Source organism: Paenibacillus sp. FSL H7-0331, from assembly GCF_001956045.1.
In genome coordinates this window covers 50,125-75,344 of record NZ_MRTH01000002.1, presented here as the reverse complement: position 1 = coordinate 75,344, position 25,220 = coordinate 50,125, and the positions used below count along the sequence as shown (strand labels likewise).

The 25,220-nt window shown below is 45.5% G+C and carries 23 protein-coding genes; 3 read left to right on the top strand and 20 right to left on the bottom strand.

What is annotated here, in order from left to right; all coding sequences use genetic code 11:
* Positions 1–45: 45 nt before the first annotated feature.
* Positions 46–3,489 (bottom strand): methionine synthase, encoded by a 3,444-nt coding sequence (metH, locus tag BK127_RS03030; protein WP_076228534.1) that lies wholly within the window; start codon positions 3,487–3,489, stop codon positions 46–48.
* Positions 3,490–3,722: 233 nt separating this feature from the next.
* On the opposite strand from metH, the gene BK127_RS03025 reads away from it, so the two are divergent.
* Complete coding sequence (locus tag BK127_RS03025; protein WP_076228533.1) at positions 3,723–4,265, top strand: 1,2-dihydroxy-3-keto-5-methylthiopentene dioxygenase; 543 nt, start codon at positions 3,723–3,725, stop codon at positions 4,263–4,265.
* A gap of 93 nt (positions 4,266–4,358) precedes the next feature.
* Here the strand turns inward: BK127_RS03025 and BK127_RS03020 are convergent, their stop codons facing one another.
* The 5 genes from BK127_RS03020 to BK127_RS42900 all read right to left on the bottom strand — a co-directional run bounded on the left by BK127_RS03020 (position 4,359) and on the right by BK127_RS42900 (position 7,465).
* Positions 4,359–5,156 carry an HAD-IA family hydrolase gene (locus tag BK127_RS03020; RefSeq protein ID WP_076228532.1) on the bottom strand — a complete coding sequence of 266 codons (798 nt, stop codon included), beginning with the start codon at positions 5,154–5,156 and terminating at the stop codon, positions 4,359–4,361.
* 15 nt (positions 5,157–5,171) lie between these two features.
* Complete coding sequence (locus BK127_RS03015) at positions 5,172–5,684, bottom strand: hypothetical protein (protein ID WP_083689023.1); 513 nt, start codon at positions 5,682–5,684, stop codon at positions 5,172–5,174.
* A gap of 24 nt (positions 5,685–5,708) precedes the next feature.
* Positions 5,709–6,698, bottom strand: a complete 990-nt coding sequence (locus tag BK127_RS03010) for an aldo/keto reductase (RefSeq protein ID WP_076228531.1) — start codon at positions 6,696–6,698, stop codon at positions 5,709–5,711.
* A gap of 18 nt (positions 6,699–6,716) precedes the next feature.
* Positions 6,717–6,929 (bottom strand): DUF896 domain-containing protein, encoded by a 213-nt coding sequence (locus BK127_RS03005; protein WP_076228530.1) that lies wholly within the window; start codon positions 6,927–6,929, stop codon positions 6,717–6,719.
* A gap of 155 nt (positions 6,930–7,084) precedes the next feature.
* Positions 7,085–7,465 (bottom strand): LysM peptidoglycan-binding domain-containing protein, encoded by a 381-nt coding sequence (locus BK127_RS42900; protein ID WP_256711150.1) that lies wholly within the window; start codon positions 7,463–7,465, stop codon positions 7,085–7,087.
* Positions 7,466–7,611: 146 nt separating this feature from the next.
* Between BK127_RS42900 and lexA the strand changes: the two genes are divergently transcribed.
* A complete protein-coding gene (lexA, locus tag BK127_RS02995; protein ID WP_076228529.1) occupies positions 7,612–8,235 on the top strand; it encodes a transcriptional repressor LexA in 624 nt (207 codons plus the stop codon).
* Between the two features lie 185 nt (positions 8,236–8,420).
* Here lexA and glnA read toward each other — a convergent pair whose 3' ends face one another.
* From glnA to BK127_RS43560, 6 genes are all read right to left on the bottom strand, one after another.
* Positions 8,421–9,758, bottom strand: coding sequence for a type I glutamate--ammonia ligase (glnA, locus tag BK127_RS02990; protein ID WP_076228528.1), 1,338 nt, complete (start codon positions 9,756–9,758; stop codon positions 8,421–8,423).
* A 77-nt stretch (positions 9,759–9,835) separates the two neighbouring features.
* Positions 9,836–10,249, bottom strand: coding sequence for a MerR family transcriptional regulator (locus tag BK127_RS02985; protein WP_076228527.1), 414 nt, complete (start codon positions 10,247–10,249; stop codon positions 9,836–9,838).
* Between the two features lie 95 nt (positions 10,250–10,344).
* Positions 10,345–11,595: a methionine gamma-lyase family protein gene (locus BK127_RS02980; protein ID WP_076228526.1), complete on the bottom strand. Its 1,251-nt coding sequence runs from the start codon at positions 11,593–11,595 to the stop codon at positions 10,345–10,347.
* Positions 11,588–12,910 (bottom strand): GTPase HflX, encoded by a 1,323-nt coding sequence (hflX, locus tag BK127_RS02975; RefSeq protein WP_076228525.1) that lies wholly within the window; start codon positions 12,908–12,910, stop codon positions 11,588–11,590. The genes BK127_RS02980 and hflX overlap by 8 nt, the downstream gene beginning before the upstream one ends.
* On the bottom strand, positions 12,907–13,902 hold the full coding sequence (locus BK127_RS02970) for an AAA family ATPase (protein WP_076228524.1): 996 nt from the start codon (positions 13,900–13,902) through the stop codon (positions 12,907–12,909). Before BK127_RS02970 ends, hflX begins: the two co-directional genes overlap by 4 nt.
* A gap of 120 nt (positions 13,903–14,022) precedes the next feature.
* Entirely contained in the window at positions 14,023–14,949 is a 927-nt protein-coding gene (locus BK127_RS43560) for a histidine phosphatase family protein (protein WP_179097370.1), read from the bottom strand.
* A 226-nt stretch (positions 14,950–15,175) separates the two neighbouring features.
* Between BK127_RS43560 and BK127_RS02955 the strand changes: the two genes are divergently transcribed.
* Positions 15,176–15,964 (top strand): GNAT family N-acetyltransferase, encoded by a 789-nt coding sequence (locus tag BK127_RS02955; RefSeq protein WP_076228523.1) that lies wholly within the window; start codon positions 15,176–15,178, stop codon positions 15,962–15,964.
* 108 nt (positions 15,965–16,072) lie between these two features.
* On the opposite strand, the gene BK127_RS02950 is transcribed toward BK127_RS02955, so the two are convergent.
* From BK127_RS02950 to mutL, 8 genes are all read right to left on the bottom strand, one after another.
* On the bottom strand, positions 16,073–16,591 hold the full coding sequence (locus BK127_RS02950; RefSeq protein ID WP_179097369.1) for a YdcF family protein: 519 nt from the start codon (positions 16,589–16,591) through the stop codon (positions 16,073–16,075).
* A gap of 92 nt (positions 16,592–16,683) precedes the next feature.
* On the bottom strand, positions 16,684–17,343 hold the full coding sequence (locus BK127_RS02945) for an alpha/beta hydrolase (RefSeq protein ID WP_256711149.1): 660 nt from the start codon (positions 17,341–17,343) through the stop codon (positions 16,684–16,686).
* A 36-nt stretch (positions 17,344–17,379) separates the two neighbouring features.
* On the bottom strand, positions 17,380–18,090 hold the full coding sequence (locus BK127_RS02940; protein WP_076228521.1) for a peptidylprolyl isomerase: 711 nt from the start codon (positions 18,088–18,090) through the stop codon (positions 17,380–17,382).
* Positions 18,091–18,238: 148 nt separating this feature from the next.
* Positions 18,239–21,118, bottom strand: a complete 2,880-nt coding sequence (locus BK127_RS02935; protein WP_076228520.1) for a transglycosylase domain-containing protein — start codon at positions 21,116–21,118, stop codon at positions 18,239–18,241.
* 129 nt (positions 21,119–21,247) lie between these two features.
* Positions 21,248–21,493, bottom strand: a complete 246-nt coding sequence (gene hfq, locus BK127_RS02930) for an RNA chaperone Hfq (RefSeq protein ID WP_076228519.1) — start codon at positions 21,491–21,493, stop codon at positions 21,248–21,250.
* Positions 21,494–21,512: 19 nt separating this feature from the next.
* Complete coding sequence (miaA, locus tag BK127_RS02925; protein WP_076228518.1) at positions 21,513–22,475, bottom strand: tRNA (adenosine(37)-N6)-dimethylallyltransferase MiaA; 963 nt, start codon at positions 22,473–22,475, stop codon at positions 21,513–21,515.
* Positions 22,469–23,266, bottom strand: a complete 798-nt coding sequence (locus tag BK127_RS02920) for a class I SAM-dependent methyltransferase (protein WP_076228516.1) — start codon at positions 23,264–23,266, stop codon at positions 22,469–22,471. The genes miaA and BK127_RS02920 overlap by 7 nt, the downstream gene beginning before the upstream one ends.
* Positions 23,267–25,207 carry a DNA mismatch repair endonuclease MutL gene (gene mutL, locus BK127_RS02915; RefSeq protein ID WP_076228514.1) on the bottom strand — a complete coding sequence of 647 codons (1,941 nt, stop codon included), beginning with the start codon at positions 25,205–25,207 and terminating at the stop codon, positions 23,267–23,269.
* Between the last annotated feature and the right edge of the window lie 13 nt (positions 25,208–25,220).

Below are 25,220 nucleotides of genomic sequence, written 5' to 3'. Positions count from 1 at the left end.
TGAAGGAGTCGAGCCCCTATGACCCCACTCCTTCACTAGTATATCCTAGACCTTATCCACGTTAAAATAGCGTGCTTCCGGATGTGAGAATACAATGGCTGATACCGAAGCTTCCGGCTCCATCATACTGCCTTCGGTCAACTCAATACCGATATCCTCCGGCTTTAACAATGCGAACAGCTGCTCCTGATCATCCAGATTCGGGCAGGCGGGATAACCGAAGGAGAAGCGTTGGCCGCGATACTTGGCACCAAACATCTCACCCATTGTCATGCCAGCCGGATCCGGGAATCCCCAAACATCGCGCATCATTTGGTGCACACGTTCAGCCAGCGCCTCCGCAGTTTCAAGTGCAGTGGATTGAAGAGCATGCGATCGCAAGTAGTCGCCTTTTTCTCTCCACTCTTGTGCCTTCTCACTTATGCCGTGACCAGCTGTAACGACCATAAAGCCAATATAGTCCATTTCGCCGCTGTCTGTCGATTTCAGGTAATCAGCAAGACAGAAAAAAGGTTCCGTCTGCTGTCTTGGGAAGGAGAACTTTTGCAGTACCTTGGTTAGATCATCCTTGTCATAAATGAAAATATCGTCACCCGATGACTGTGCCGGGAAAAACTGATACATACCATGAGCACGGATAATGCCTTCTTTTTGAGCTTCCGCCAAAATCCCGTCTACGGTTTCCTTGAGTTGAACCGCCTTCGGATCTTTATCAGCTAGAAGCTTATCGACTTTTCCTTTCAAGCCGAGATGATGTCCGAGCAGCATCTGCATATTAATATAAGGCATCACGTGACTCATAGGATAATCACGAATAACGCGTCTCTCCAGACTTGGAGGTACCTGCACCGGCAAAGTACGATCAATCGTAGATTTCAACACACGAGTCAAGACTGGCATTGCTTCTGTTTTCTTACCGGACTCCTTAACATCGGATTCCATCGCTTCACGTAATTCATCAATTAATTGCTGCTTCTGGAGTGGGTCGCTCAGCTTGTTCGCAATGTCCAGACCATCCATAGCATCTTTTGCATATAGAACAACACCTTCATATTCCGGTGCGATACGTGTTTTCGTGAATTTTCTTGTCAATGCGGCACCACCTACCAGAATAGGCACATCGATACCTGCATTTTTCAAATCCTGAGCGGTTATAACCATCTGCTGTGCAGATTTAACAAGTAGACCTGACAAACCAATAGCATCAGGCTTTTCTCTGCGGAATGCTTCAATAATTTGATCTGGTGGAACCTTAATACCCAGGTTAATAATTTTGTAGCCGTTGTTGGATAAAATGATTTCGACCAAGTTTTTACCGATATCGTGAACATCGCCTTTAACTGTCGCCAGCATGATCGTTCCTTTAACGGCACTGTCCGCTTTTTCCATAAACGGCTCGAGATGGGATACGGATGCTTTCATGACTTCCGCGCTTTGCAGCACCTCGGCAACAATCAGCTCATTGTTATTAAACAATCTGCCTACCTCTGCCATTCCCGTCATTAAAGGTCCATTAATAATATCCAGCGGCGCATACGTATTCATGGCTTCGTTCAAATCGGCTGCAAGGCCTTCTTTCGTACCTTCAACCACATAGGACGCCAATCGTTCTTCAAGCGTTAGATTAGAGATTTTCTCTTTCTTATCGACTTTTTTCTCACGGAAGTGAGCAACAAATTGTGCAAGTGTATCATCATTAGTCTCAAAGATCAGCTTCTCAGCAAGCTCTTTCTCATGATCACCTATGGATGCGTAACGCTCCAGGTTTTCTGTATTGACGATGGCAAAGTCCAGTCCGGCCTTGGTACAGTGATACAAGTACACCGAATTCAGAACCTCCCGCCCAGCAGGCGGAAGACCAAAGGAAATGTTACTAAGACCGAGAATGGTTTTACATTCAGGATATTTTTCTTTGATCATCCGAATACCTTCGATGGTCTCAACAGCAGATCCAATATACTGCGGATCGCCTGAGCCTACCGGGAACATATTCGGATCAAAAATAATATCTTCCGGATTCATCCCATACTTTTTGGTTAACAGCTCATAGGAGCGTTCAGCAACTTCCATTTTGGCTTGCCGTGATACAGCTTGTCCGCGCTCATCGATGAGAATCATAACAACAGCTGCTCCATATCGATGGATTAACGGCAAAATAGCTTCAAACTTGCTCTCGCCATCTTCCAGGTTAATGGAGTTAATAATCGCCTTGCCTTGTGAATATTTCAAACCGAGCTCAATAATATGATCATAAGTCGAGTCGATCATCAAAGGAACTTTAACCTTTTTGACAACCTCTTTCAAAAAGTTTTCCATCGCATACACTTCATCAATATCGGTATCCTGTACGTTGATATCAATGACATAAGCACCATTCTTCACTTGTGCACGCGCTATTTCTGCGCCTTCTTCAAACTTTCCTTCTTTCATCAATCGTTTGAACTTACGGGACCCTGAAATATTTGTACGTTCCCCAACCATGTAAGGACGGTTAGCATCTTCAATATAGACGGTTTCGATACCCGAAACTGCGGATAAGTGAGAAGCTGCATGCTCCCGAGGCTTATACTGGGATAAAGTCTCAGCCATCGCACGAATATGATCAGGAGTCGTTCCACAGCAGCCACCAGCAATATTAAGCCAGCCCTGTTCGGCAAAGCCAGCCATTTTTTTGGCAAGGGATTCAGGAGACTCATGATATTGCCCATTCTCGTCCGGCAATCCGGCATTCGGATAACAGCTGACAGCCGTAGTAGCCAGCTCAGACAAGGAACGAATATGGTCTCGCATAAATTCCGGACCCGTTGCACAGTTAAGACCAATAGAAATCGGATTTAAGTGCTCCAGGGAAATATAAAAGGATTCAATATTTTGACCCGCTAGCGTTGTGCCCATTGGCTCAATCGTTCCGGAAATCATTAATGGGAGTGTAATGCCAGTGGTCTCAAAAGCACGACGAATGCCAATACTGCCGGCTTTAACATTCAACGTATCCTGAGAGGTCTCAAGAAGCATTGCGTCTACGCCAGCTTCGATCAGTGCTACCGATTGCTCGTAGTAGCTGTCAACGAGTTCGTCAAAGGTGACGCCTCCGGTTACGGAAAGTGTTTTGGTTGTTGGCCCCAAAGCACCTGCAACATAACGCGGCCACTCCGGTGTACTGAATTTATTCGCTGCCTCAACTGCTAACCTGGCTGCTATCAGATTCAACTCTCTAGCTCGATCTTGTAAATCATATTCAGCAAGAACGACACTTGTCGATCCAAAAGTATTCGTTTCGATAATATCTGCGCCCGCTGCAAAATAAGCTTCATGTATTTTTGAAATGACATCAGGACGTGTAACTACCAAAATTTCATTACATCCATCCAGGTCTTCACTACCAAAATCGTCCTCGGTTAAGTTTTCCTGTTGGATCATTGTGCCCATTGCACCGTCCAAAATCATAATTTTCTTCTTAAGCTGTTCTTGCAAAGGTATTTTGCCCATGCTAATCTTCCTTTCAACGGCAACCGTCCAATTGTAACCTTTAGTGTACCAGAAACCTGTCATCATGAAAAGATAATGCGGACACAATTCGACAGAGATCAAATAAAGTTCAAACAATGCACATTTTCTTATTATTCATATCGGAATTATCGACGAAACAGATCGACAGCAGACCGGAATTCTATTATAATATACGTTAGAAACTTATTAAGTGTATAGAAAGAGGGATGACCGTGGCTGAAATCCGTATTCGCAGTACTAATGAACGCATCTCTGGAGAAAGTAACGTTCAGGCATTTTTGGAAAAACAAGAGGTACTTTATGAGCATTGGAATGCTGGCAAGCTTCCTGCTGATTTACAAGAGAAATTCACTTTGACCGATGAGAATAAAGCGCAAATTCTGTCGACATTCGACGAAGAAATTCAGGAAATTGCGGCTAGACGCGGTTATAAAACATGGGATGTTATTGCTTTGTCCGAGGCTACACCTAATATCGAAGAACTTCTTACTAAATTTGAGCAGGTTCACACCCACACCGAAGATGAAGTAAGAGCTATTGTTTCAGGAAAAGGTATTTTTATTATAAAAGGCACTGAGGATGTTGGGTATTTTGATGTTGAATTGGAAGCAGGCGATGTTATTTCTGTTCCCGAGCACAAGGCACACTTCTTCACTTTGATGGACAATCGCCAAATTGTTGCTATTCGTTTGTTTATTGAAACCGATGGCTGGATCGCCCACCCTTATGCAGACGAATCCTTTCAGAAAGCATAAAACGGTATTATCCATATACACAATATGAACAAAACCCGTCAGCCTGTTACTCAGCGCTGTCGGGTTTTATTGCATTCAATAGTTTTTTTACACTTATGAACTTATGGAATCAATTACACCTTGAATATCTCGCAAACTTACAATCTCATAGGCAGGTATGATTTCATCGTCCCTTTGCAGCGCATGTCGATTAATCCACATGTTACGCATATTGATCCGGTTAGATCCCAAAATATCGGTTGTGAGCTTATCGCCAATCATTACTGCTTCATCAGCTGTAACCTGAAGCAGGTCAAGTGCATGATTGAATATTGAGGTTGCAGGCTTGCCCTCTCCGTGATTCCCTGATATGACAATATGGTCAAAATAAGGAGCAAGCTCAGGAACACCAGCCAGCTTTTCCTTCTGTAAATCCGGAGAACCATTGGTTAAGAGCAGCAGCTTATAGCTGCCTTTTAATTGATCCAGAACCTCGAACGTTTCCTCATATACAATAGGACGACTGCGACGTTCCATCGGGAATCTCTCCCCAAGCTCATAGCCAAGCTTTGCATCGTCTATACCTAAAGCTTTAAGACCAAGGGTCCATGATTCAGTACGATATTGAGGTGCAAGCTGCTCCAGTTTACGGAAATTCTCATTATCACCTTCTGTAAAGTTAGCCCACAACCCTTCAAAAGGGTTGATTCCAATCATTTTGGTAAAAGCAAACGTATCGTATGACTCATATAGCTTCCGCGCCTCTTGTCTTACCGCCTGCTCGAGTTCGATAGGGTCAACATCGACTTGCTCCGCTGCCGCTAAACATGTTGCCTGAAAGGCTTCTTTTACACTACGATCATCCCATAATAACGTATCATCCAAATCAAATAAAACTGCCTTAATAGCCATTGAGCCTCTCCCTTTCTACTCCACCTTCAAAGGTACTGCATGATTAGCGGCGAATTCCTTCAATCGCTCGGACATCGCCGAAATATCCATTCTATGATAAAAACGTGTAAACGACCATCTGATTTTGCTGCTCTTCAATGAAATGATGACAGCATCCGAAGATAATGCGATTTCTTTAATATCCGAAGCGGGTACTCTCTTGTCTCCCGTAAATCGACGGCTTCCCAAAAAGTCTTTGCCAATTTTAAGCTGCGGGCGTCTGACACCAAACATGAATAAGCTCAGTAGCATATAACTTCCGCCTGTTAGCCAGTACAAGTATTCATCCTGATTTGTGTTCTGAAAAGCTATAAAACAAAAAATACCTACACAAAATAAAAATAACGATAACGTCCAATTACGCCCTTTAATAGTAACCGAATCGTCTGATGATACGGTTTGGCTGATCGTTGGCTTGCCATGCTTGGCCCTACTTTTGTTAACTACTTTCGTATTCTTCTTGACCATTCGTTCCCACTTGCGAGACATAGGCAATCTCCTTTAATATACCGGCTACACTTCTCTTTTAAATTTTTCTATAAATCGGTATGGATAGTCATCCTCAAGCGCACTCACAGTATCCAAGCGGTTCCAATGATCTGTGGAGAGCTTCCAGCCAACTGCTCCCATATTCTCATGGTACTGCTCCAATGTCCTTGCACCAAATATAGGGGCGGTAATCCCCTTTTTATGTATAAGCCAATTCAAAGCCACCTGAACAGGTGTTTGATCAATTTCAGAGGAAACAGCAAGAACTTCTTCAAGTATACGGAAGTTTTTCTCTGAGTTGCGTAACATCCAGCTGCTTTCACCCGCTTTAGACGAGAGCCTACCTTCTGTCGGTGCTTCACCACGAGGGTATTTACCGCTTAGGAAACCGCCACCAATAGGTCCCCATGGAATAACACCTACATTTTCTTCGATACATAAAGGTAGCACTTCCCTGTCCATCTGACGAGACACGAGACTATACTGCGGTTGATTGGAAATAAATCGGGCATATCGATTATGATCACTGATCCCAAGGGATTTCATAATTTGATACGCCAAAAAGTTGGAGCACCCGATGTATCTGACTTTTCCAGATGTCACCAAATCATCCAACGTACGTAATGTTTCTTCAATCGGTGTAATTTGATCCCAGACATGCATTTGATACAAATCGATGTAGTCAGTATTCAAACGCCGTAAGCTGGCTTCTACCCCGTCTAAAATATGTTTGCGTGATAAGCCGACATGATTAACATTATTTGCTGTCGCAAAACGTACTTTAGTGGCCAGAATCACATCTGAGCGTCGACCGCTGATCGCTTTGCCAACGACTTCCTCAGAACGTCCTGATACATACACATCCGCAGTATCAAGAAAATTCCCACCTTGATCCAAAAAATCGTGAATCATGGTCGTTGAGACTTCCTCGCTGGTTGTATTGCCAAAGGTCATGGTCCCCAAACAAAGCTCAGAAACCACAACCCCGCTTTTGCCCAATACTCGATACTGCACGCAATGATTCACCCCTAATTATTTGTGCTGGTTCGTGTCACTATCCTCTTGTTCCTCATCAACAAATTTAATTGTCTCCAACTGACTGCGAAGATTGCCTTTAAAAGCTTCTATATAGCGTTTACGAAGCTCATTGCGTTCTTCCAGCTCATCGTCTGTCAGACCTACTGTTTTGGCTTTACGGGCCAATTCATTGATTCGTTGAATATATGGCTCTGTTCCATTATCCATGTAAAATCCTCCCGATCTTCTACAAAAATGCTTGATAAATGCATCAAAGTATACTTTGACATTATGGCCTACCATTGTCAAGAGTCAAGGAGGTGTTTCTATGTATTGTGTGCGTGAGAGTGTTAATTCCGACATACAAAGTTAAGTCTATCTTTTTAAGGAAGTCTAAGTGTTTGCCCTTCTTGAAGTATGCTAGACTTTAATCCATTCACTTTCTTGAGGTTATAAATATATTCACGGACATCCTGTCCTTTATGTACATGTTTGCTGGCAATGGACCATAATGTATCGCCATTAACGATCTCTACCGAATATTCAATAGGTGTGTGATCCGATGAAGCATAAGCATCCAGATCTCCGCCAAGCAACGAAACAGACAAGCTGATTAAAATAATGATTGACGCTGCTGCGAACAAGCCTGCATATCTCAAGAGCTTTTTTCGATAAGGAATAATGGAAGCTAGAAGCAGCGGAAAGGCAGAAGCATCCCTGGAAACAGACTCTCTCTTCGATAACAATTGTTCATTCATATACATAACAGCGCCCCCCAAACATTTGTTCTGTTTTCAAAATAACACGAACAAATGTTTGTGTCAATTGAAAAATTAGAACTTATGTTTGTACGAACTCCGGTTCTATGTTATACTCTCACTAGTTATTACCAAGCATTGGAGTGATCCTAATGAGTAAGCTATCCATTCGACAATTGGCAATCCTGGATTTTATTAAGAATGAAGTGAAAGATAAAGGGTATCCACCTTCCGTTCGTGAAATTGGTGAAGCAGTTGGCCTCGCCTCCAGTTCTACTGTGCACGGACATCTGGAACGTTTGGAGAAAAAGGGACTCATTCGGCGTGATCCTACCAAGCCAAGAGCTATTGAAATTACGGACGGTACCCTGACAGAGGGCAGCAACTTTGCCTTATCCGTTGTTCGTGTTCCATTGATTGGACGCGTTACTGCTGGTATTCCGATTACTGCTACGGAAAATATCGAGGATTACTTCCCACTTCCGAGTCATTATGTTGGCGATTACAATGTGTTCATGTTGAGTATCGAGGGCAACAGTATGATTGATGCCGGTATCAATGATGGGGATTATGTTATCGTCAGACAGCAGCAAACCGCCAATAACGGTGATATTGTTGTTGCAATGACCGAAGATGACGAAGCTACAGTCAAGCGGTTCTACAAGGAAAAAGATCATATACGTCTACAGCCTGAGAACTCTACTATGGAACCGATTCGTTTAAAGACTGTTACTATTTTAGGAAGAGTCGTAGGGTTGTTCCGAGACATCGTGTAATCATTATAGTCAAGCACTTATTGAAGTCGACGTCAGGGCTACTTGACAGTCGGCTTTTTGCTATGAGCTACAATCGCGTCCTCACATACAAAAAGAAGCTTTCCCGCAGTAAAATTTCTACATGGGGAGAGCTTCTTTTTGTCTATTCAAAGAAAAAAGAAATAATTCATATGGTGAACTAATTTTTAGTAAAGCGTCAAATACTGTTCGCGTTCCCATGCATGAACCTGAGTGCGATAGATATCCCATTCGATTTCTTTAAGCTCAATGAAGTGAGCCAGAGCGTGATCACCGAGCGCATCACAAATGACATCATCGCGCAGCATCTCTTCCAACGCAACCTTAAGGTTAACCGGCAGACTTGGAATTCCTTGATCCTCACGCTCTTCCTCGGTCATTACATAAATGTTACGATCCGTTGGCGGAGGCAGCTGCATTTTGTTCTTGATTCCGTCAAGACCAGCCTTCAGCATAACAGCTAACGCCAGATATGGATTAGCAGCTGGATCCGGATTACGAACCTCAACACGGGTGCTCAGTCCTCTGGATGCAGGAATACGAATCATTGGACTCCGATTGCTGGCAGACCAAGCAACATAACAAGGAGCTTCATAGCCTGGAACCAGACGCTTGTATGAGTTAACGGTTGGGTTGGTAATTGCTGCAAACGCACGGGCATGACGCAAAATGCCAGCCATATAATATCTTGCAGTTGCACTTAGACCCAGCTTGTCACTTTCATCATAGAACGTGTTCGTGGAACCATTAAATAACGATTGGTGAGCGTGCATACCAGATCCGTTCACACCAAACAATGGCTTTGGCATAAAAGTTGCGTGCAGGCCATGCTGTCTCGCTACAGTTTTAACAACCAGCTTGAACGTTTGAATTTGGTCAGCCGCTTTGATTGCATCTGCATATTTAAAATCAATCTCATGCTGACCCGGCGCTACTTCATGGTGGGAAGCTTCGATTTCAAAGCCCATTTCCTCCAAAGTCAATACGATCTCACGACGGCAGTTCTCTCCAAGATCCATAGGAGCCAAGTCAAAATATCCGCCTTGATCATTCAATTCCATAGAAGGATTGCCATTTTCATCGGTTTTGAACAGGAAAAATTCAGGCTCAGGTCCAACATTCATTGCTGTAAAGCCCATATCTTCGGCTTCCTTCAAAGCATTCTTCAGGATACCACGCGGGTCTCCAGGGAAGGGTCTGCCATCTGGCAAGTAAATATCACAGATTAAACGTGCAATGCGATCCTCAACCACCCATGGGAAAATAACCCAAGTGCTAAGATCAGGATACAAATACATATCAGACTCTTCAATACGAACGTAACCTTCAATCGAAGAACCATCAAACATCATTTTGTTGTCTAATGCTTTTTCCAGCTGGCTAATAGGAATTTCCACATTTTTGATCGTTCCAAGCAAGTCAGTAAATTGCAAGCGAATAAATCTTACATTTTGTTCCTTGGCAATCTTGATGATGTCCTCTTTTTTATAATTCTTTTCAGTCACTGTACATGTTCCTCCTTAAGTTGCGCAGTTTTATCAGTCTTTTTTGATAAGTCCGCATTTGAATCATTGGAAAGCGCTTATTTTTTGAAAAATCTGGATAGCTCGCCTTGGATCAGAGATACCTGCCCCAAACGTTTGCCTCCACCAAGCAGCTGCTGCTTTAACATGCGGTGAAGCTGTGAATCCGTCATTTCTCTGCGTTTAACTTCCGATTGCTCATTAAGAACAGTTGCGTCCTCTGAATCCTTGGACATAGGCAGCAGCACCTGTTTAATTCCGGCGATATTCACGCCTTTCTCAATCAAGTCTTTAATTTCCAGCAACCGCTCTACATCATTAAAAGAATAGAGACGCTGGTTCCCGCCTGTCCGGGCCGGTATGATCAACTCATGTTGTTCATAATACCGGATTTGCCTAGCTGTTAAATCTGTCAACTTCATTACGATACCAATGGGGAATAACGCCATATTACGACGTATATCATCAGCCACGATTCATCACCTCTGTGTACTTAAAACCTACCCCCATTCTACTCTTCCTACATAAACGTGTCAAGTTATGTTAGGTTCATGCAAAGTATAAGTCATTATTTTAATAAACCTTGTTCCATCATGCTACTCAGAGCTGTTAATACACCTAATTTACAATGGGAATAAGTTAATCCACCTTGCATATAAGCAATATACGGTTCACGGATCGGAGCATCTGCGGATAACTCCAGGCTCCCGCCTTGAATGAAAGTACCTGCAGCCATGATGACCGGATGCTCATAACCAGGCATAGCCCAAGGCTCAGGTACCACATGTGCATCTATCGCTGAAGCTTGCTGAATACCTTGAACAAAGGCAATCAAATGCTCGGCACTGGTGAACTTAATCGCCTGTATTAAGTCCGTACGTTTGTCGTTCCAATGCGGATGTGTCACAAATCCATGCTGTTCAAATACGGCGGCTGCAAATATAGAACCCTTGACCGCTTGTCCCACCAAATGTGGCGCCAGAAACAGACCTTGATAAATGCCGCGGGTAGTATCCAGCATGGCTCCAACTTCTCCGCCGATACCAGGCGCGGTCAAGCGAAAGGAAGCCAGTTCCACATACTTGTGCTTTCCTACGATATATCCTCCCGTCGCAGCCAAACCGCCCCCAGGGTTTTTAATTAAAGAACCTGCCATCAGATCTACGCCAACCTCTGTCGGCTCCTGAAGCTCCGTAAACTCTCCATAACAATTATCGACAAAAACAATAACATCAGATTTGAGTTCTTTTACAAAACGGGACATCTCTTCAATTTGCGAGACGTTGAACGAAGAACGCCAGGAATAGCCGCGTGATCGCTGAATACCGATAACCTTGGTACGTGGTGTAATACTGCTGCGAATCGTTTCATAATCCGGGCTGCCATCCTCCAATAGAGCAACCTCGTTATAGATGATTCCCCAATCCTGTAAAGAGCCTTTGCCATCCTGAGGTTGTCCAATTACTTTGTGCAGCGTATCATAGGGACGCCCCGTGATCATCAGCAGCTCGTCACCCGGACGCAGCACACCGAATAAAGCCGTGCTGATCGTGTGGGTTCCAGACACAAAATGAGGCCGCACCAGGGCAGCCTCCGCTCCAAACACATCTGCATACACCAGATCCAGCACCTCGCGGCCTCGATCATTATAGCCATAACCTGTAGAGCCAGCGAAGTGGTAATCACTGACCTTATGCTTTTGAAAGGCACGAATCACCTTCCACTGATTCTGATCAATGATCCGTTCCACTTCTTTAAACTTACCTTCAATCCGCTGTTCGGCAAGCTCCATCCATGCCGTTATGCGTTCATTAAACATACAACTCATTCTCTCCCTTATCCAGTGACTGATCTGTTGCATAAGAGGTTAACAAATGACTGATCTTTTCGTATTCCTGTTTATCTATGCGGACTTGAAACACCATATCATTGCCTTCCACTTCATTCTCCAGAACTTCGCCAATCCTGTACATTAATGAAATCATATCGCCTTTCTCCACAGGAATCCGAAACTTTTTGCTGTCTCCCATTAAGCGAGCTTCAATAAGTTCGCACACCAGTGCAAGATCGCTTTCATTATAAGCCGACATCCGCAAGAAGTCACCCTCGGTAGAGAGCATTTGGATTTGTTCGGGTGTACACTGATCGATTTTGTTAAATAATGTAATCTGATCCTTTCCATGTGCGTTGAGCTCAGTAAGTACCTGTTTAACAACATGCATCTGGGTTTCCAGCATGTCAGCCGAGCTATCCACGACATGTAAAATAAGGTCAGCTTCACAAACCTCTTCCAAAGTAGCACGGAAAGCGGCAACCAAATCATGCGGCAAATTCTGAATAAATCCTACTGTATCCGTTAGTACAATTTCCTTGCCACCAGGCAGCTTCAGCATCCTTGATGTTGGGTCAAGCGTAGCGAACAGCTGGTTCTCGACGTAAACATCAGCGTCCGTCATTTGTCGGAGCAGTGTCGACTTCCCGGCATTCGTATACCCGACAATAGCAACCTGGAACACACCTGTTTTTTTGCGGCGTTCTCTGTGTAGATTACGATGCTTGACGAATTCAGACAACTGCTGCTTGAGCTCATCAATCCGATCACGAATGTGTCTACGATCAGTTTCCAGCTTGCTTTCCCCTGGTCCTCTTGTTCCGATGCCACCACCCAAACGTGACAGGTTCTTGCCTTGACCGGATAACCTTGGCAGCAAATAGCTAAGCTGGGCCAACTCTACCTGTATAATCCCTTCACGGGTTTTGGCTCTTTGAGCAAAAATATCCAAAATCAATTGAGTTCGATCGATAATTTTCACATCCAGAAATTCTTCCAGATTCCGCACCTGGGCTCCGGACAATTCCTGATCAAATATAGCTGTATTGGCTCCATGCTCCTCAATAAGCTCCTTGAGCTCGGCGGCTTTGCCTTTGCCTACAAACCATTTGGAGTCAATCTTTTCCTTGTTCTGCGATAAAGTCGTCAACACCTCAACACCTGCGGTCTCAGCCAAGCTGACAAGCTCTGCCAAGGAATATTCGGCAGAATACGACTGCTCTCTTTTTTGCTGCGGGGTAACAAGGCTCATAAGAACAGCCCGTTCCAATTCGTGATCAATACTATGTGTGGTTGTTTTCATAAATATTTGTGGGTCTCCTTTGATTGTTTTCGTTCCAGCTTTACATCTTCGGCTCGAAGTGTCATTAAATCCTGTTTGCTAGGCTGCTGGACATGGCTGTTCAACAAACGTACGGCATGGTTTCGCATCGCTTTTTCAATTAAATTTCGCACAAAACGTGCGTTACTGAAAGAAGCCTCGGAATCATTCTGCTGCTTTTCGCTGATGATTTGCTGACGTATTTTGCTCTCAGCTTGTGCATTCAATACGTATTCCCGTTCCTTGATCATCATTTCAGTAATTTGCATGAGCTGTTCGACTGTGTAGTCAGGAAACTCCAGATGGATCGGAAACCGGGAAGGGAGTCCGGGATTGGTCTGCAAAAACTGATCCATTTCTTCAGAATACCCTGCCAAAATCAGAATAAAATGATTTTTGTGATCCTCCATTGCTTTGACCAGTGTATCAATGGCTTCCTTGCCAAAATCCTTTTCACCGCCGCGCGCCAGACTATAGGCTTCATCAATAAAAAGCACACCACCAAGAGCTTTTTTTACCATTTCCCGCGTTTTCAGTGCCGTATGCCCTATGTACTCACCTACCATGTCAGCGCGTTCCACCTCAATAAGATGGCCTTTACTCAACACCCCCATCGTTTGCAACAGTTTCGCTATAATACGAGCTACAGTCGTCTTCCCCGTACCTGGATTTCCTTTAAAAACCATATGGTACACCTGCGAATTCGCCGTTAATCCGGCATCAGCCCTATAGCTGGCAACTCGCAGCAGCGCATAAATTTCAAATACAAGCTCCTTGATGGATTCCAAACCGACCATCCGGTCAAGCTCTTTCATGATTTCCCCAAAGTGACCTTGTTGGGACAATGGCTTACCGTGAAATTGAGGCTCGGAAGTAGGTGCAGTTATAGGCTCCGAGTTGCGTAAAATCACATTGATTTGATGAGCATTTTGTGTAATTTGGATCTGATCTGTTGGCAGGACACGTCCACTCATGCATATCACCTCTTTACTTGGTGTTAGCAGTATACGCAGAAGCCCAGATGAATGTGCTCATTTTCTTCCTCTATTGTATAGTGAAACGTTAAAATTTCAAAACTAGCCCTTAGTCAACTGCTAAAAATGCTTGTCAGCATCCCAGATTCGTTCCATGGAGAGCAGACTGCTTCGAGAAAAAGTCAGACGGTATACATCCGGATTCGTCAACCGACTCCAGGCTTCAAAACCAAACTGCTCATCATAATGGCCTAGCAGGAGAGCCATGGCATTGCCATGAGTAGCTATAGCAAATGTATGTCCATCAGACGCAAGCAGTTCGTCCACAACGGCTATCATGCGCTGAGATGCCGAATAACTGGACTCGCCACCAGGAAAGCACAGAAGATTGTCATTGAAGGTCCTCTCCAATTGAATACGCCAATCCATCATTGATTCACTGCTCAATATACGTTCGGACAAACGATGATCCATATGAATCTTTTGACCTGTTCGCAGGGCGGTGGGCTCCAGAGTTTGCTGTGCTCGCTTCATAGGACTTGCTCTGAACTCATCAATTTGAAGAAGATACAACAATCGGTCCAGCAGTTCTGACTGCTTCATGCCCAGAGGCGTCAGAATGGCTTCTGCCGCTTGCCCTTCAGCCTGGGCATGCCGAATTACGTATATGGTCTTTAAGGCATCTGCAAGCTTATTGTAAGCCTCCCAGATCGGCCGTGTTACCTGATCCCATCTGTTCTCGTCCGATAGCGGCACCCATTCCAGAGAAACAATCGTTTGATTATCTGGATGCTCCACATCGACAGCCAGTTGACCACCAACAATATCCACAAGATACGTATATTTAGATTCAGTGCGATGCAATAGATGCGTAATTTTCACATCATAGCCGGTTTCTTCCTTCACTTCACGAATACATGCCTGCTCAGGCGACTCTCCCAGCTCAATCCCGCCACCAGGAAAGTTCCATACCAAATCACCACGCTGGACATATTCGTGAAGCATCAGCACTGACCCATCTTTTATAAGCAAAGCTTGTGCAAGCATAGGGCACTCCACCTTTTGGATCAATCTGACAAACCTGTACTCAGTATCGTACAATGATCAGACAGAAGATGATAGAGATTTTTTATGTATTAGCCATTATTTCTTACAATAATTCGAATATAACTTAAGTTTATTGATTTTTCATAAATTAATATTGAATTTTTATTCACTAAATAGTATATTTATACAATTATTATTAATTCATAAATAGGAAGGATAGTGCGAGATGAACACTTCAGGCTCCTCCACTGATCATTCTCAGCTTCAGCTTTTCCAGCAAATTGAACAATATGCTTTTAACACTTGGCCCGCTGCTACGAATACCAAACAAGGGAACTGGATTATGCGTGCGACAGACGGCATTACCAAGAGAGCCAACAGCATCTGGACAGGCGCTGGCGACTCCCTTCCCAAGGGAGATTGGCTGCGGGAAGCACGGCAATTTTACGACACACACGGGCTTCCAGTACGGTATCATATCAGCGATGCTTCTCCAAAGGGGCTCGACACCTTATTGGACCAGACAGGCTTTCTCAAAGAAATCCCTTGTTCCGTGCTAATTGCAGATACAGAGAAGGTCATACACCACACTTCCTCTGAATCCAGTAAGCTGAGTGTGAACATACTGAGCGTTCATAATGAACAATGGTTGGCTGATTTCATCGATATGGAAGGCTTTGACAAGAGCAAGCTGCCTTTTTACGATTCCCTGTTTACACGCATTACCCAAACCAAATGCTTCTGTTCCCTTCAATGGAACGGCCAAAGTGCAGCAGTCGGAACCGCTGTTGTCGAGGGGGAATGGGCCGGACTTACCAATATCGTTGTCAACTCGGAGCTCAGAGGGCAAGGAATTGGCAAATTTCTGTTGAACGAGCTGGCTTCATGGAGTCTGAGCAATGGCGCTCAGCGAATTTACCTGCAAGTCGTTAATGATAATGTGGCGGCGCACCGTCTGTATCAAAAAGCGGGGTTTACTTCCTTGTTCCAATTCCATTATCGTGTACAACCCTGAGAAAGCCAAATGAATGGCAATAGCCTTCTTTCTCTCGCGTGGATTACAGCAAGGGAAAAAAGGCTTGTATTGTTGAAGTCAATCCGATTGTATAAGCGTATCCATAAGTTAGCTACCTAATGCCATACGAAGTTTATCCAGCTTCCATTTAACATGAGCCAGCGTTTCACGAATCAGATTCCAGCTATTATTCACTGCTTTGGAATCTACCGGATAAGCCTCTACCTGCCTGTAATTTAAAAATTCTGCCATCTCCATTGCCCTGAGCATATGGTAACGGTGTGTAATAAGTACCGCTGAGTTCCATTTTTGCTGCAGCATGAACCGCTGACTGAACAATAAATTTTCATAAGTGCTGGTTGCTTCCTGTTCCATCATGATCACGTTATCCGCTATACCATGCTCCAACAAATAATTTCTCATTCCTTCAGCTTCGGTTAACTGGAACTCCGTACGATCCAAACCGCCAGATACAATAATATGCTTGATCTTCCCGTCTTTAAAAAGCTTAATCCCTCCATCCAGACGTTCCTGAAGTGAAGGAGTGGCTACGTTGTTTTTCAAGGAAGATCCTAGTATAATGCCTACTTCTCCGGCTGCTGAAGCATTGTCTGGAACATTCGCCATTCGGTACTGCAGTATGGACACCCACAATAAGCCTACGACAACACACAACCAAACGAATCTTCGTGTCCTTTTCCACGATGGCCGCTGTTTCTTCATTTAGTCAAGAAACGTTCGACAGAATGAAATACAGCCTGCGCTCCAGGCTCCAGACAAATCATATGACGAGCTTCGGGAAAAAACTCGATTTCCTTTTCCCCCTGAAGCTGATTAAATAAATAATGGGCACTCTTCGGATGAATAATGCCATCCTGCTCACCTTGTGCGATGAGTGTCGGCACTTTGATCATGGGCAGTTCGGGCCGCATCTGTTTATTCAGCATGATAAATTGCCTCGTAGCCTTCAACGGGGTCCTTCTTACCTTCCCCCAATTCGACCAGTCATCCATTTGAATTCTACGCACCAGTTCCCTCATAAATCGGTATGGACTAAAATAAAAAACAGCCGCGTTCAACAAAACAAGCCTGCGAATTGGATAACGATTCGCTATGTATGCTGAGATCAGTCCACCCATCGAAAAACCGATCAGATCGATCTCGCCATACTGCGCAGTTAAGCTGGAAGCCTCCAGAGCGGCAGCCTCCAGCCAATCATGCCAGTTTGTTTGTCCCAACGTCCTCAGCTCGGGGTCATGCCCGGGTAAAGTCGGCACATGGCATACAGTACCCTGCTCGGTTAAATACGCTGCCAAAGGAGTCAGTTCATACGGTCCACCGGTAAAGCCGTGGAGCATAAGGCAATGTCTTTTTTCCAAGGCTGCACCTCTTTTACTTACAAAATAGGTCCTTTATTACTTTTCAGTAATGGCAACGGATTGGATGACAACTTTTTCAGTTGGAGAGCTCTTCTCACCTGAAGCGCCACCTGCAACTGGAGTTGCTGCGATTTTTTTGACAACATCCATGCCTTCAGTCACTTTACCAAAAATCGTATAGTTCGGTGATTTGTTCAAGTTCTTGCTGTCTTCGCCTGTGCATATAAAAAACTGGCTGCCGTTGGTGTTAGGTCCAGCGTTAGCCATAGCGACTATTCCCGGCTCATATTTATAGGGGGACTTCAGCTCGTCTTGAAAGCTGTAGCCAGGTCCGCCGCTGCCAACTCCAAGCGGATCGCCAGTTTGAATCATAAACGATTCGATAATGCGGTGGAACACAATATCATTATAAAAGCCTTCTTTGGCTAGAAACACAAAATTGTTGACCGTTATCGGTGCATCTTTGGCATAAAGATCGATTTTGAAGCTGCCTTTGGAGGTCGCAATCGTTGCCTGATATGTTTTCTTCACATCAATCGTCATGGCTGGTGGAGCCGTCCAGCTCTTCTTAGCCGCTGGCTTGGCAGTATCGGCTGGCTGCTGTGTATTGGCTGCTGGCTGACCGCCCTGTGTAGTTGTCTTTCCTGCATTCTCCGCTGGCTTGGTGCCGCATGCCGACAGCATAAGCGCGCAAACCACTGCGATAGCTGCCCATTTGGTCATCTTGGTTGTAGATATTGCTTTCATCTCTAAATTCCTCCAGATCATCATCTCTTATTGGGTAAGCCCCTAAAGTATTATACTACGACACGGTAAAAATTAACAAAGTCTCCTGATGATGAACCCATCGGAGACTTTGTTACCTTGCGTGCTAAGCAGCTTCTCCATTCATTAATTAACGCACAACAGTTCCAGCACCAGGAGCTGCTCCCGTTCCCGTACCTGGTGTTGTTCCCGTTCCCGCACCTGGCGTCGTTCCGGTTCCGGCTCCTGGCGTTGTTCCCGTTCCCGTACCTGGTGTTGTTCCCGTTCCCGTACCTGGTGTTGTTCCCGTTCCTGCACCTGGTGTTGTTCCCGTTCCTGCACCTGGTGTTGTTCCCGTTCCCGCACCTGGCGTTGTTCCCGTTCCCGTACCTGGCGTCGTTCCCGTTCCCGTACCTGGCGTCGTTCCCGTTCCCGCACCTGGTATTGTTCCCGTTCCTGCACCTGGTGTTGTTCCCGTTCCACCACCTGGCGTTGTTCCCGTTCCCGCCCCTGGCGTCGTTCCCGTTCCGGCTCCTGGTGTCGTTCCCGTTCCACCACCTGGCGTCGTTCCGGTTCCCGCCCCTGGCGTTGTTCCGGTTCCCGCCCCTGGCGTTGTTCCCGTTCCCGCTCCTGGCGTCGTTCCGGTTCCCGCTCCTGGTGTTGTTCCCGTACCTGTACCCGGCTTCGTTCCGGTACCTGGTGTTGTTCCAGCACCCGGTGTTGTTCCTGGTCCCTGACCTGGTACTTGCCCTGGTGGCAATGCACCATCGGCAGGGATAACCACAGTTACGGATGGTGATTGCGTTCCTGTCTTTTCAGTCTTCGGATCGTATGCTACAACCGAATACTGATAGGTTTCACCCGATTTTACTGTAATGTCCTTGACTTCTATTTGCGTTGTTGTCAGCATCGGCTCAGATGAAAATTCCTTATCCTTATCCGTTTTACGCAATAAGCGGTAGGTTACATTATCACCAAGCGATGGCCAGCTTAGCACGACGGATGGTCCCCCATTGCTCTTGACGTACTCGGCCTTGAGTTCACCCATATCCTTCACTGGAGGAGGCAGCTCTGGCTTAACCAAATCTGGGACTCCATCCGGTTTAACAAACTTCGTCATTGGGCGATTAGCCAGCGCCTTCTGCATCACTTCCTTGAATATTACCGCTGCACTGCCGCTGCTCATCGTAACATAATGCTTCGCATCGGACTTGTCAAAGCCGATCCACACTGCTGCGCTCCACTCTGGTGTAAATCCGGTAAACCAGAGATCGCGGTTATATTTCTCCAGCCCTTTTATAACCGTTTGCGTGGAGCCGGTTTTGCCTGATACCGGACGCTCAAATTTGGCTGCTGTTCCTGTACCTCCTGGCTCAACAACGCTTTGCATGAGCAATGTCATGTAATAAGCTGTTTTCGCGCTCATTGCCGGAGTTACACGCTCCTGCTTGAACTCTTTGACCAAGGCGCCTTGGTCGTCAACAATTTTGATAATGGAGTGGGTCGTGTTCAAATATCCATTATTCGCGATTGCGCCATAAGCTGCAGCCATTTGTAATGGTGACGCTCCTTTGGTCATACCGCCAAGGGCAATTGCGAGATTTCGATCCTTTTGCGGTTCAAATGGAATTCCCAACTTGGAGGCAAAATCCATCCCGGTTTTCACACCGATCTCATTGAACAACCATACAGCAGGCGCGTTAATGGATTTACGCACCGCTTCAAACATATCGACTTGTCCCCTATAAACACCATCATAATTTCGAGGCGCATAGCCATTGTAGTTAGCTTCCTTATCCTCCAGCATGCTGTAAGGATTGTACTTGCCACTTTCTAATGCAGGTGCATAAATCAATAACGGCTTGATCGAGGAGCCCGGCTGCTGCGGAACTACCGCACGATCCAATCCGGTTTGCACATAATCCCGTCCACCAATAATGCCAACTACCCCGCCATCCTTGTGATTGATGATAGCCATAGCTCCCTGCATCTTTTGCTCAGGACCGTTCTTTTGGAAAAATTTATCATTGGCAAACGTTTGCTCCATAATTTTCTGTGCATTGGAATCCATTGTCGTATAGATTTTGTAGCCATTGCTCAGCAATTCGGCCTCGGGGATACCATACACTTTCTCGGCTTCATTAATCGCGTAGTCGATAAAGGTCAGGTAATCCTTGTTTCCTGTAGCCGGAGGGGCTTCATAATCGACTGCAGCCGCTTCAGCACGCTCAGCTTCTGTAATATACCCCTGATCCTGCATAAGTTTCAGGACAACAGCACGTCGCTCCTTCGACTTATCCGGATTGGCAATCGGATTGTATACGCTCGGTGCCTTAGGAATTGCCGCTAGCGTAGCCATTTGCCATATTTTCAAATCCTTCAATTCACTTACATTAAAATATTTCTTTGCTGCAGCCTTAACTCCAAACACCCGGTTTCCAAAAAAGATCCGGTTTACATACAAGGCCAAAATTTCGTCTTTCGTTTTACGGTCTTCCAGAGCAACTGCTATGGACATTTCAGTAGCTTTACGGAAAAAGGTTTTATTATTATTCAAAAACATGTTTTTGGCGACCTGCTGCGTGATGGTACTGCCACCTTCAACTGCACTTCGAGCCACGACATCCTTCACAAGGGCACGTCCTATACCCAGAAAATCTATACCGGTATGCTGCTCGAATCTGCGATCCTCTGTTGCTATAAAAGCTTGTTGGAGCTTTGTAGGAATCTCTTCAGGCTTAACAATTTCCCGATTATCATGTTCGCCATGAAGGACAGCTACTTCGGTTCCATTCACATCAAACAAATGCGAGGCTTCGTCCATATCGAGCTTATCAATATTTGCATCCAATATCTTGTTACCGTTGATAATGATAAAAATGTAGACGCCCAAGGCGCATATAATTCCAAGAACAGCCGTTACAAAAGCAAACATTAAAGCTTTACCAAAGCTGAACTTCTTTTTTTTCTTTTTAGCTGGTGTTTTTTTTGCAGGTGGTTTTGCTGCCGTTGTTTTTTTGTCAGTTGCCATCCTCTGCCTCCCCTAATTCTCTCTTTACAATAAAAGAACAACCCTAGCGGAACGGGTTGCTCTCATGGTTCCTATTCATTATACGAATGCTCGACTCAAAAAGTTGCCAAGTTGCAGTAACTAAGCTGTTTAATTGTCAGAGCTGCTGTCCGGTTGCTGCATTAAAGAAACCGAACGCTGTGGTGTGAAGGTAGAAATAGCATGCTTGTATACCATTTGCTGACGGCCTTCACTATCAATGATAATCGTAAAATTATCGAACGCCCGAATGACCCCACGGATCTGAAACCCATTGGTCAGGTATACCGTAACGGGAATATTTTCCTTGCGCAGCTGGTTTAAAAATGTATCCTGAATATTGATCGATTTATTCATCATGGGCCCCCTTGTGAGTTTAACGTTCGAATTTTAACTTATCTGCTATTATAGCATGAACTTCATTAAATTGCGTAGTAGAATTTGTCAATTCAGTCATATCCACCCAATTAATGTCCTTCATATGACGAAACCAGGAAAGCTGTCTTTTGGCAAATCTGCGGGTATCCCGCTTCAACAGATACACAGTCTCTTCCCAGGAACTTCTACCATCCAAAAAATCGATGATTTCCTTGTAGCCCAAACCCTGCATCGATATGTACTGCTTGCCATAGCCTTGATCCATCAGATGCTTAACCTCATCCACAAGACCTTCCTGCAGCATTAAATCAATTCGCTCTTCTATACGTTTATATAGCAAAGCTCTATCCATTGTCAACCCGACGATACATAGTTCGTATGGAGACTGTTTTTTCTGTTCCTTTAACCGCTCAGACAACCGTTCACCCGTTAAATGGAACATTTCCATTGCACGAATTATACGCCGTTGGTCATTGGGGTGCAGCCGCTCTGCACTTGCAGGATCGATTTCCCGCAGCTTCTCCCACAACGCTTCGGGACCAAAAGTGTCCGCATAAGCCTGCTGCTCTTCACGGTATGCTTCATCAGAACCGGATTCACTAAACTGAAAATCATAGCAAACCGACTCCACGTAAAGTCCGGTTCCGCCCACAATGAACGGCAGCTTGCCGCGACTGGCAATGTCAAGGATCAATTTACGAGCGGTATCCTGAAATTCAGCTACAGAAAACGGGTGATCCGGTTCATGGATGTCAATCATATGGTGTGGAACCTGCTGCCGCTCCCAGGCGGTAGCCTTTGCTGTGCCAATGTCCATTCCCCGATAAACCTGCATCGAATCTCCGGAAATAATTTCCGCACTAAATTCTGCGGCTAATTTAAGGCTTAATCCTGTTTTCCCTACTGCCGTCGGTCCTACCAACACAAGCAGCTTGGGTTTGGGTGGTGCCTTTGTCACAATCGTATCACTCCGTAAGCTATTTTCGTGGTGGAACGTCTTACTTCCTCAAAGCCCAGACGATTAAATTCATCACTGCTTCTGTGCTCCTTCATAATCACGGCCCTACGCGCTACACGTAGCGCTTCCTTAATGGTCTGTTCGCTTACAGGTCTGGAATTTGCCAATGTACGAATCGCACTGATGGAGCTGGACTCATGGATCGGTTGTCGAAACATCGGATCCACATAAACGACGTCAAAGGCATTATCAGGCTGTCGCTGCAAATATTCACTATGATCCATCTGGATAACCTGTATACGGCGCATAGCCTCGTTCATACCAGGAATGTCGGAATCGTAAGTCATCAGACCTTGCTGAAGAATCAAATAAGGAATGGGCTCGCTCTCCAGAGCTACCACTTCTCCATTACCCTGCACTACATAAGAATAAACAAGCGCATCAGAGCCAAGACCTGCTGTGCAGTCCAACACACGATCACCGGGCTGTATGGATGAAAGCTCAATAAGCGGATCATGCTCACCATTCACAAGCCTTTTGACTCGAATCGCTGCCGTGCTGGGATGGAAAAATAAAGCAGGCTGATCTTCATGATAATACTCTATCCGCTCCTTTGAAACAAGCAGGATGTCCGAATCGTCATACAACGTCCGCAGTCGGGCTAACGAATGCCGCTTTCTTGGGACAAGTCGTACCGGATTATCTATCCCCTGGAGCTGCTTGATCGACCTGGCAAGCTGGGCTGCAGCTTCCAGGTGTTCAGCTTGAGGGTCGTAAGAGGTCGTTATGAGCACTTACATCACCCTTTTAAATAATTTTTCAAGTTCATAGGTAGAAAAGCTGATGACAATGGGACGACCATGCGGACATGTGTAAGGATTGCGGCATGATGCCAACCGATCCAATAGAGTTTCCATTTCATTCACCCGCATGCTTTGATTCGCTTTTATGGAGGCCTTGCATGAGCACATAATCGCTGCTTTTTCCCGCAATCGACTCACATCTACACTTTTGCGCTCAGCTAACAGCCATTCCGTCATCTCATCGATCAGTGCTTTCTCATCGCCATCCGGAAACCAATGGGGATAGGCTCTTACCAGGAAAGAGTTGCCGCCGAAGGGCTCGACATACACGCCAGCCTGCTCCAGCAGTGGCAGCTTGTCTTGGATTCGCACAGCATCCGATGAGGTGAATTCCAAGGTGATCGGTACGAGCAGCTCCTGGCTGGCCTCCGCTGGATTACCGAATTTTTCAAAATAATACTCATAATTAATACGCTCATGAGCAGCATGCTGATCAATCAGGAACAAGCCTTCCTCATTCTGGGCAATGATATAAGTCCCATGCATTTGCCCGATGGGAGATAGCTTTGGAAACGATGGGAGTACAGGGGCAGCCGTATGCTCGTCAGCAGCCATGGTACGCAGAAGCACCTCATTAGCTGCTGCCTGCTCCTTGAAGGACTGTACAGGCTCATTACGCAGCTGCTTGTCCTTCTGTTCGGTATCACGGGCATTAGAACTGAACGTATTGACCGTACGTTTCACATCCAATTCCCTTTCAGATCGGAGATCTGCCTGCGACCAGCGATTCAAGGCCTCAACGTCCTGCTTGCGATCATATGCCTTATCGATATTACCGTTGTTTGACAACGATGCAGGCGGAGCAGAACGATACAGCTCCAGTTGCTCCTGAATATGATTAATCGGTTTGGACTTGGAAGGAGCTGTCCCTGTTGGAATTAGAACCTGTTGATTAAGCACATGGCGCACCTGCTCTTCAACAAATTGAATAAGCTCCTGCTCCTTGCTGAATCGCACCTCCAGCTTAGCCGGATGGACATTGACATCCACCAACGTCGGGTCCATTTCAATATGAATCGCAGCAACAGGAAACCGGTTAATCGGCAAAAAGGTATGGTAGCCCTGCAGAAGCGCATGAATTAAAGTGAAATTGCGGACGTAGCGCCCATTGATAAAAGTAGAAATCCCATTGCGATTAGCCCGTGTTGTCTCCGGCTTACCGATAAACCCGCGAATCGAATAGTCCAGCTGCTCACCCTCAATAGGAAGCATGGTTTTGGCCACAGTGGTTCCATAAATGGCAGCAATTACGCCGCGCATATCCTCATTTCCGAGTGTCTGGATCATCACGCTGCCGTTGTGCTTCAACGTGAAAGCTATTTCGGGATGGGCTAATGCAAGGCGATAAATAAAATCGGATACATGCCCTAGCTCGGTTTGTACGGTTTTCATATATTTCAAGCGTGCAGGTGTATTATAAAATAACTCACGCACCTGAATATCCGTTCCACGCGGAGCTGCCGTTTCCTCAGAAACCTTAACGGTTCCACCTTCAATAACAAGCTGATGACCAAGCCCGCTTGAATTCGTTGAAGTTAGGCAAGTAACCTTGGAAACAGCTGCGATACTCGGTAGTGCTTCGCCCCGAAATCCAAGTGTCCGAATGGAAAACAAGTCCTGACTGCTGACAATTTTGCTCGTTGCATGGCGAAAGAAGGCTGCTTCACAATCGTCGGACTGCATTCCTGAGCCATTGTCGCTTACACGAATCAGCGCAAGACCGCCTTCCTCGATCGTAACATCGATCCGGCTGCTCCCGGCATCGACTGCATTTTCCACAAGCTCCTTTACGACTGAGGAAGGGCGCTCAACGACCTCACCTGCGGCGATCTGATTGGCAATATGTTCATCAAGTACTCTGATTATTCCCATAGCCTATGCTCCT

Bases quoted from the DNA above. Each gene is read 5' to 3' on its own strand.
- metH (WP_076228534.1), bottom strand. From the start codon at position 3,489: ATGGGCAAAATACCTTTGCAAGAACAGCTTAAGAAGAAAATTATGATT.
- BK127_RS03020 (WP_076228532.1), bottom strand. From the start codon at position 5,156: ATGGCTATTAAGGCAGTTTTATTTGATTTGGATGATACGTTATTATGG.
- BK127_RS03015 (WP_083689023.1), bottom strand. From the start codon at position 5,684: ATGTCTCGCAAGTGGGAACGAATGGTCAAGAAGAATACGAAAGTAGTT.
- BK127_RS03005 (WP_076228530.1), bottom strand. From the start codon at position 6,929: ATGGATAATGGAACAGAGCCATATATTCAACGAATCAATGAATTGGCC.
- BK127_RS42900 (WP_256711150.1), bottom strand. From the start codon at position 7,465: ATGTATATGAATGAACAATTGTTATCGAAGAGAGAGTCTGTTTCCAGG.
- lexA (WP_076228529.1), top strand. From the start codon at position 7,612: ATGAGTAAGCTATCCATTCGACAATTGGCAATCCTGGATTTTATTAAG.
- BK127_RS02980 (WP_076228526.1), bottom strand. From the start codon at position 11,595: ATGTTTAATGAACGCATAACGGCATGGATGGAGCTTGCCGAACAGCGG.
- hflX (WP_076228525.1), bottom strand. From the start codon at position 12,910: ATGAAAACAACCACACATAGTATTGATCACGAATTGGAACGGGCTGTT.
- BK127_RS02970 (WP_076228524.1), bottom strand. From the start codon at position 13,902: ATGAGTGGACGTGTCCTGCCAACAGATCAGATCCAAATTACACAAAAT.
- BK127_RS43560 (WP_179097370.1), bottom strand. From the start codon at position 14,949: ATGCTTGCACAAGCTTTGCTTATAAAAGATGGGTCAGTGCTGATGCTT.
- BK127_RS02955 (WP_076228523.1), top strand. From the start codon at position 15,176: ATGAACACTTCAGGCTCCTCCACTGATCATTCTCAGCTTCAGCTTTTC.
- BK127_RS02950 (WP_179097369.1), bottom strand. From the start codon at position 16,591: ATGGCGAATGTTCCAGACAATGCTTCAGCAGCCGGAGAAGTAGGCATT.
- BK127_RS02940 (WP_076228521.1), bottom strand. From the start codon at position 18,090: ATGAAAGCAATATCTACAACCAAGATGACCAAATGGGCAGCTATCGCA.
- BK127_RS02935 (WP_076228520.1), bottom strand. From the start codon at position 21,118: ATGGCAACTGACAAAAAAACAACGGCAGCAAAACCACCTGCAAAAAAA.
- hfq (WP_076228519.1), bottom strand. From the start codon at position 21,493: ATGAATAAATCGATCAATATTCAGGATACATTTTTAAACCAGCTGCGC.
- mutL (WP_076228514.1), bottom strand. From the start codon at position 25,207: ATGGGAATAATCAGAGTACTTGATGAACATATTGCCAATCAGATCGCC.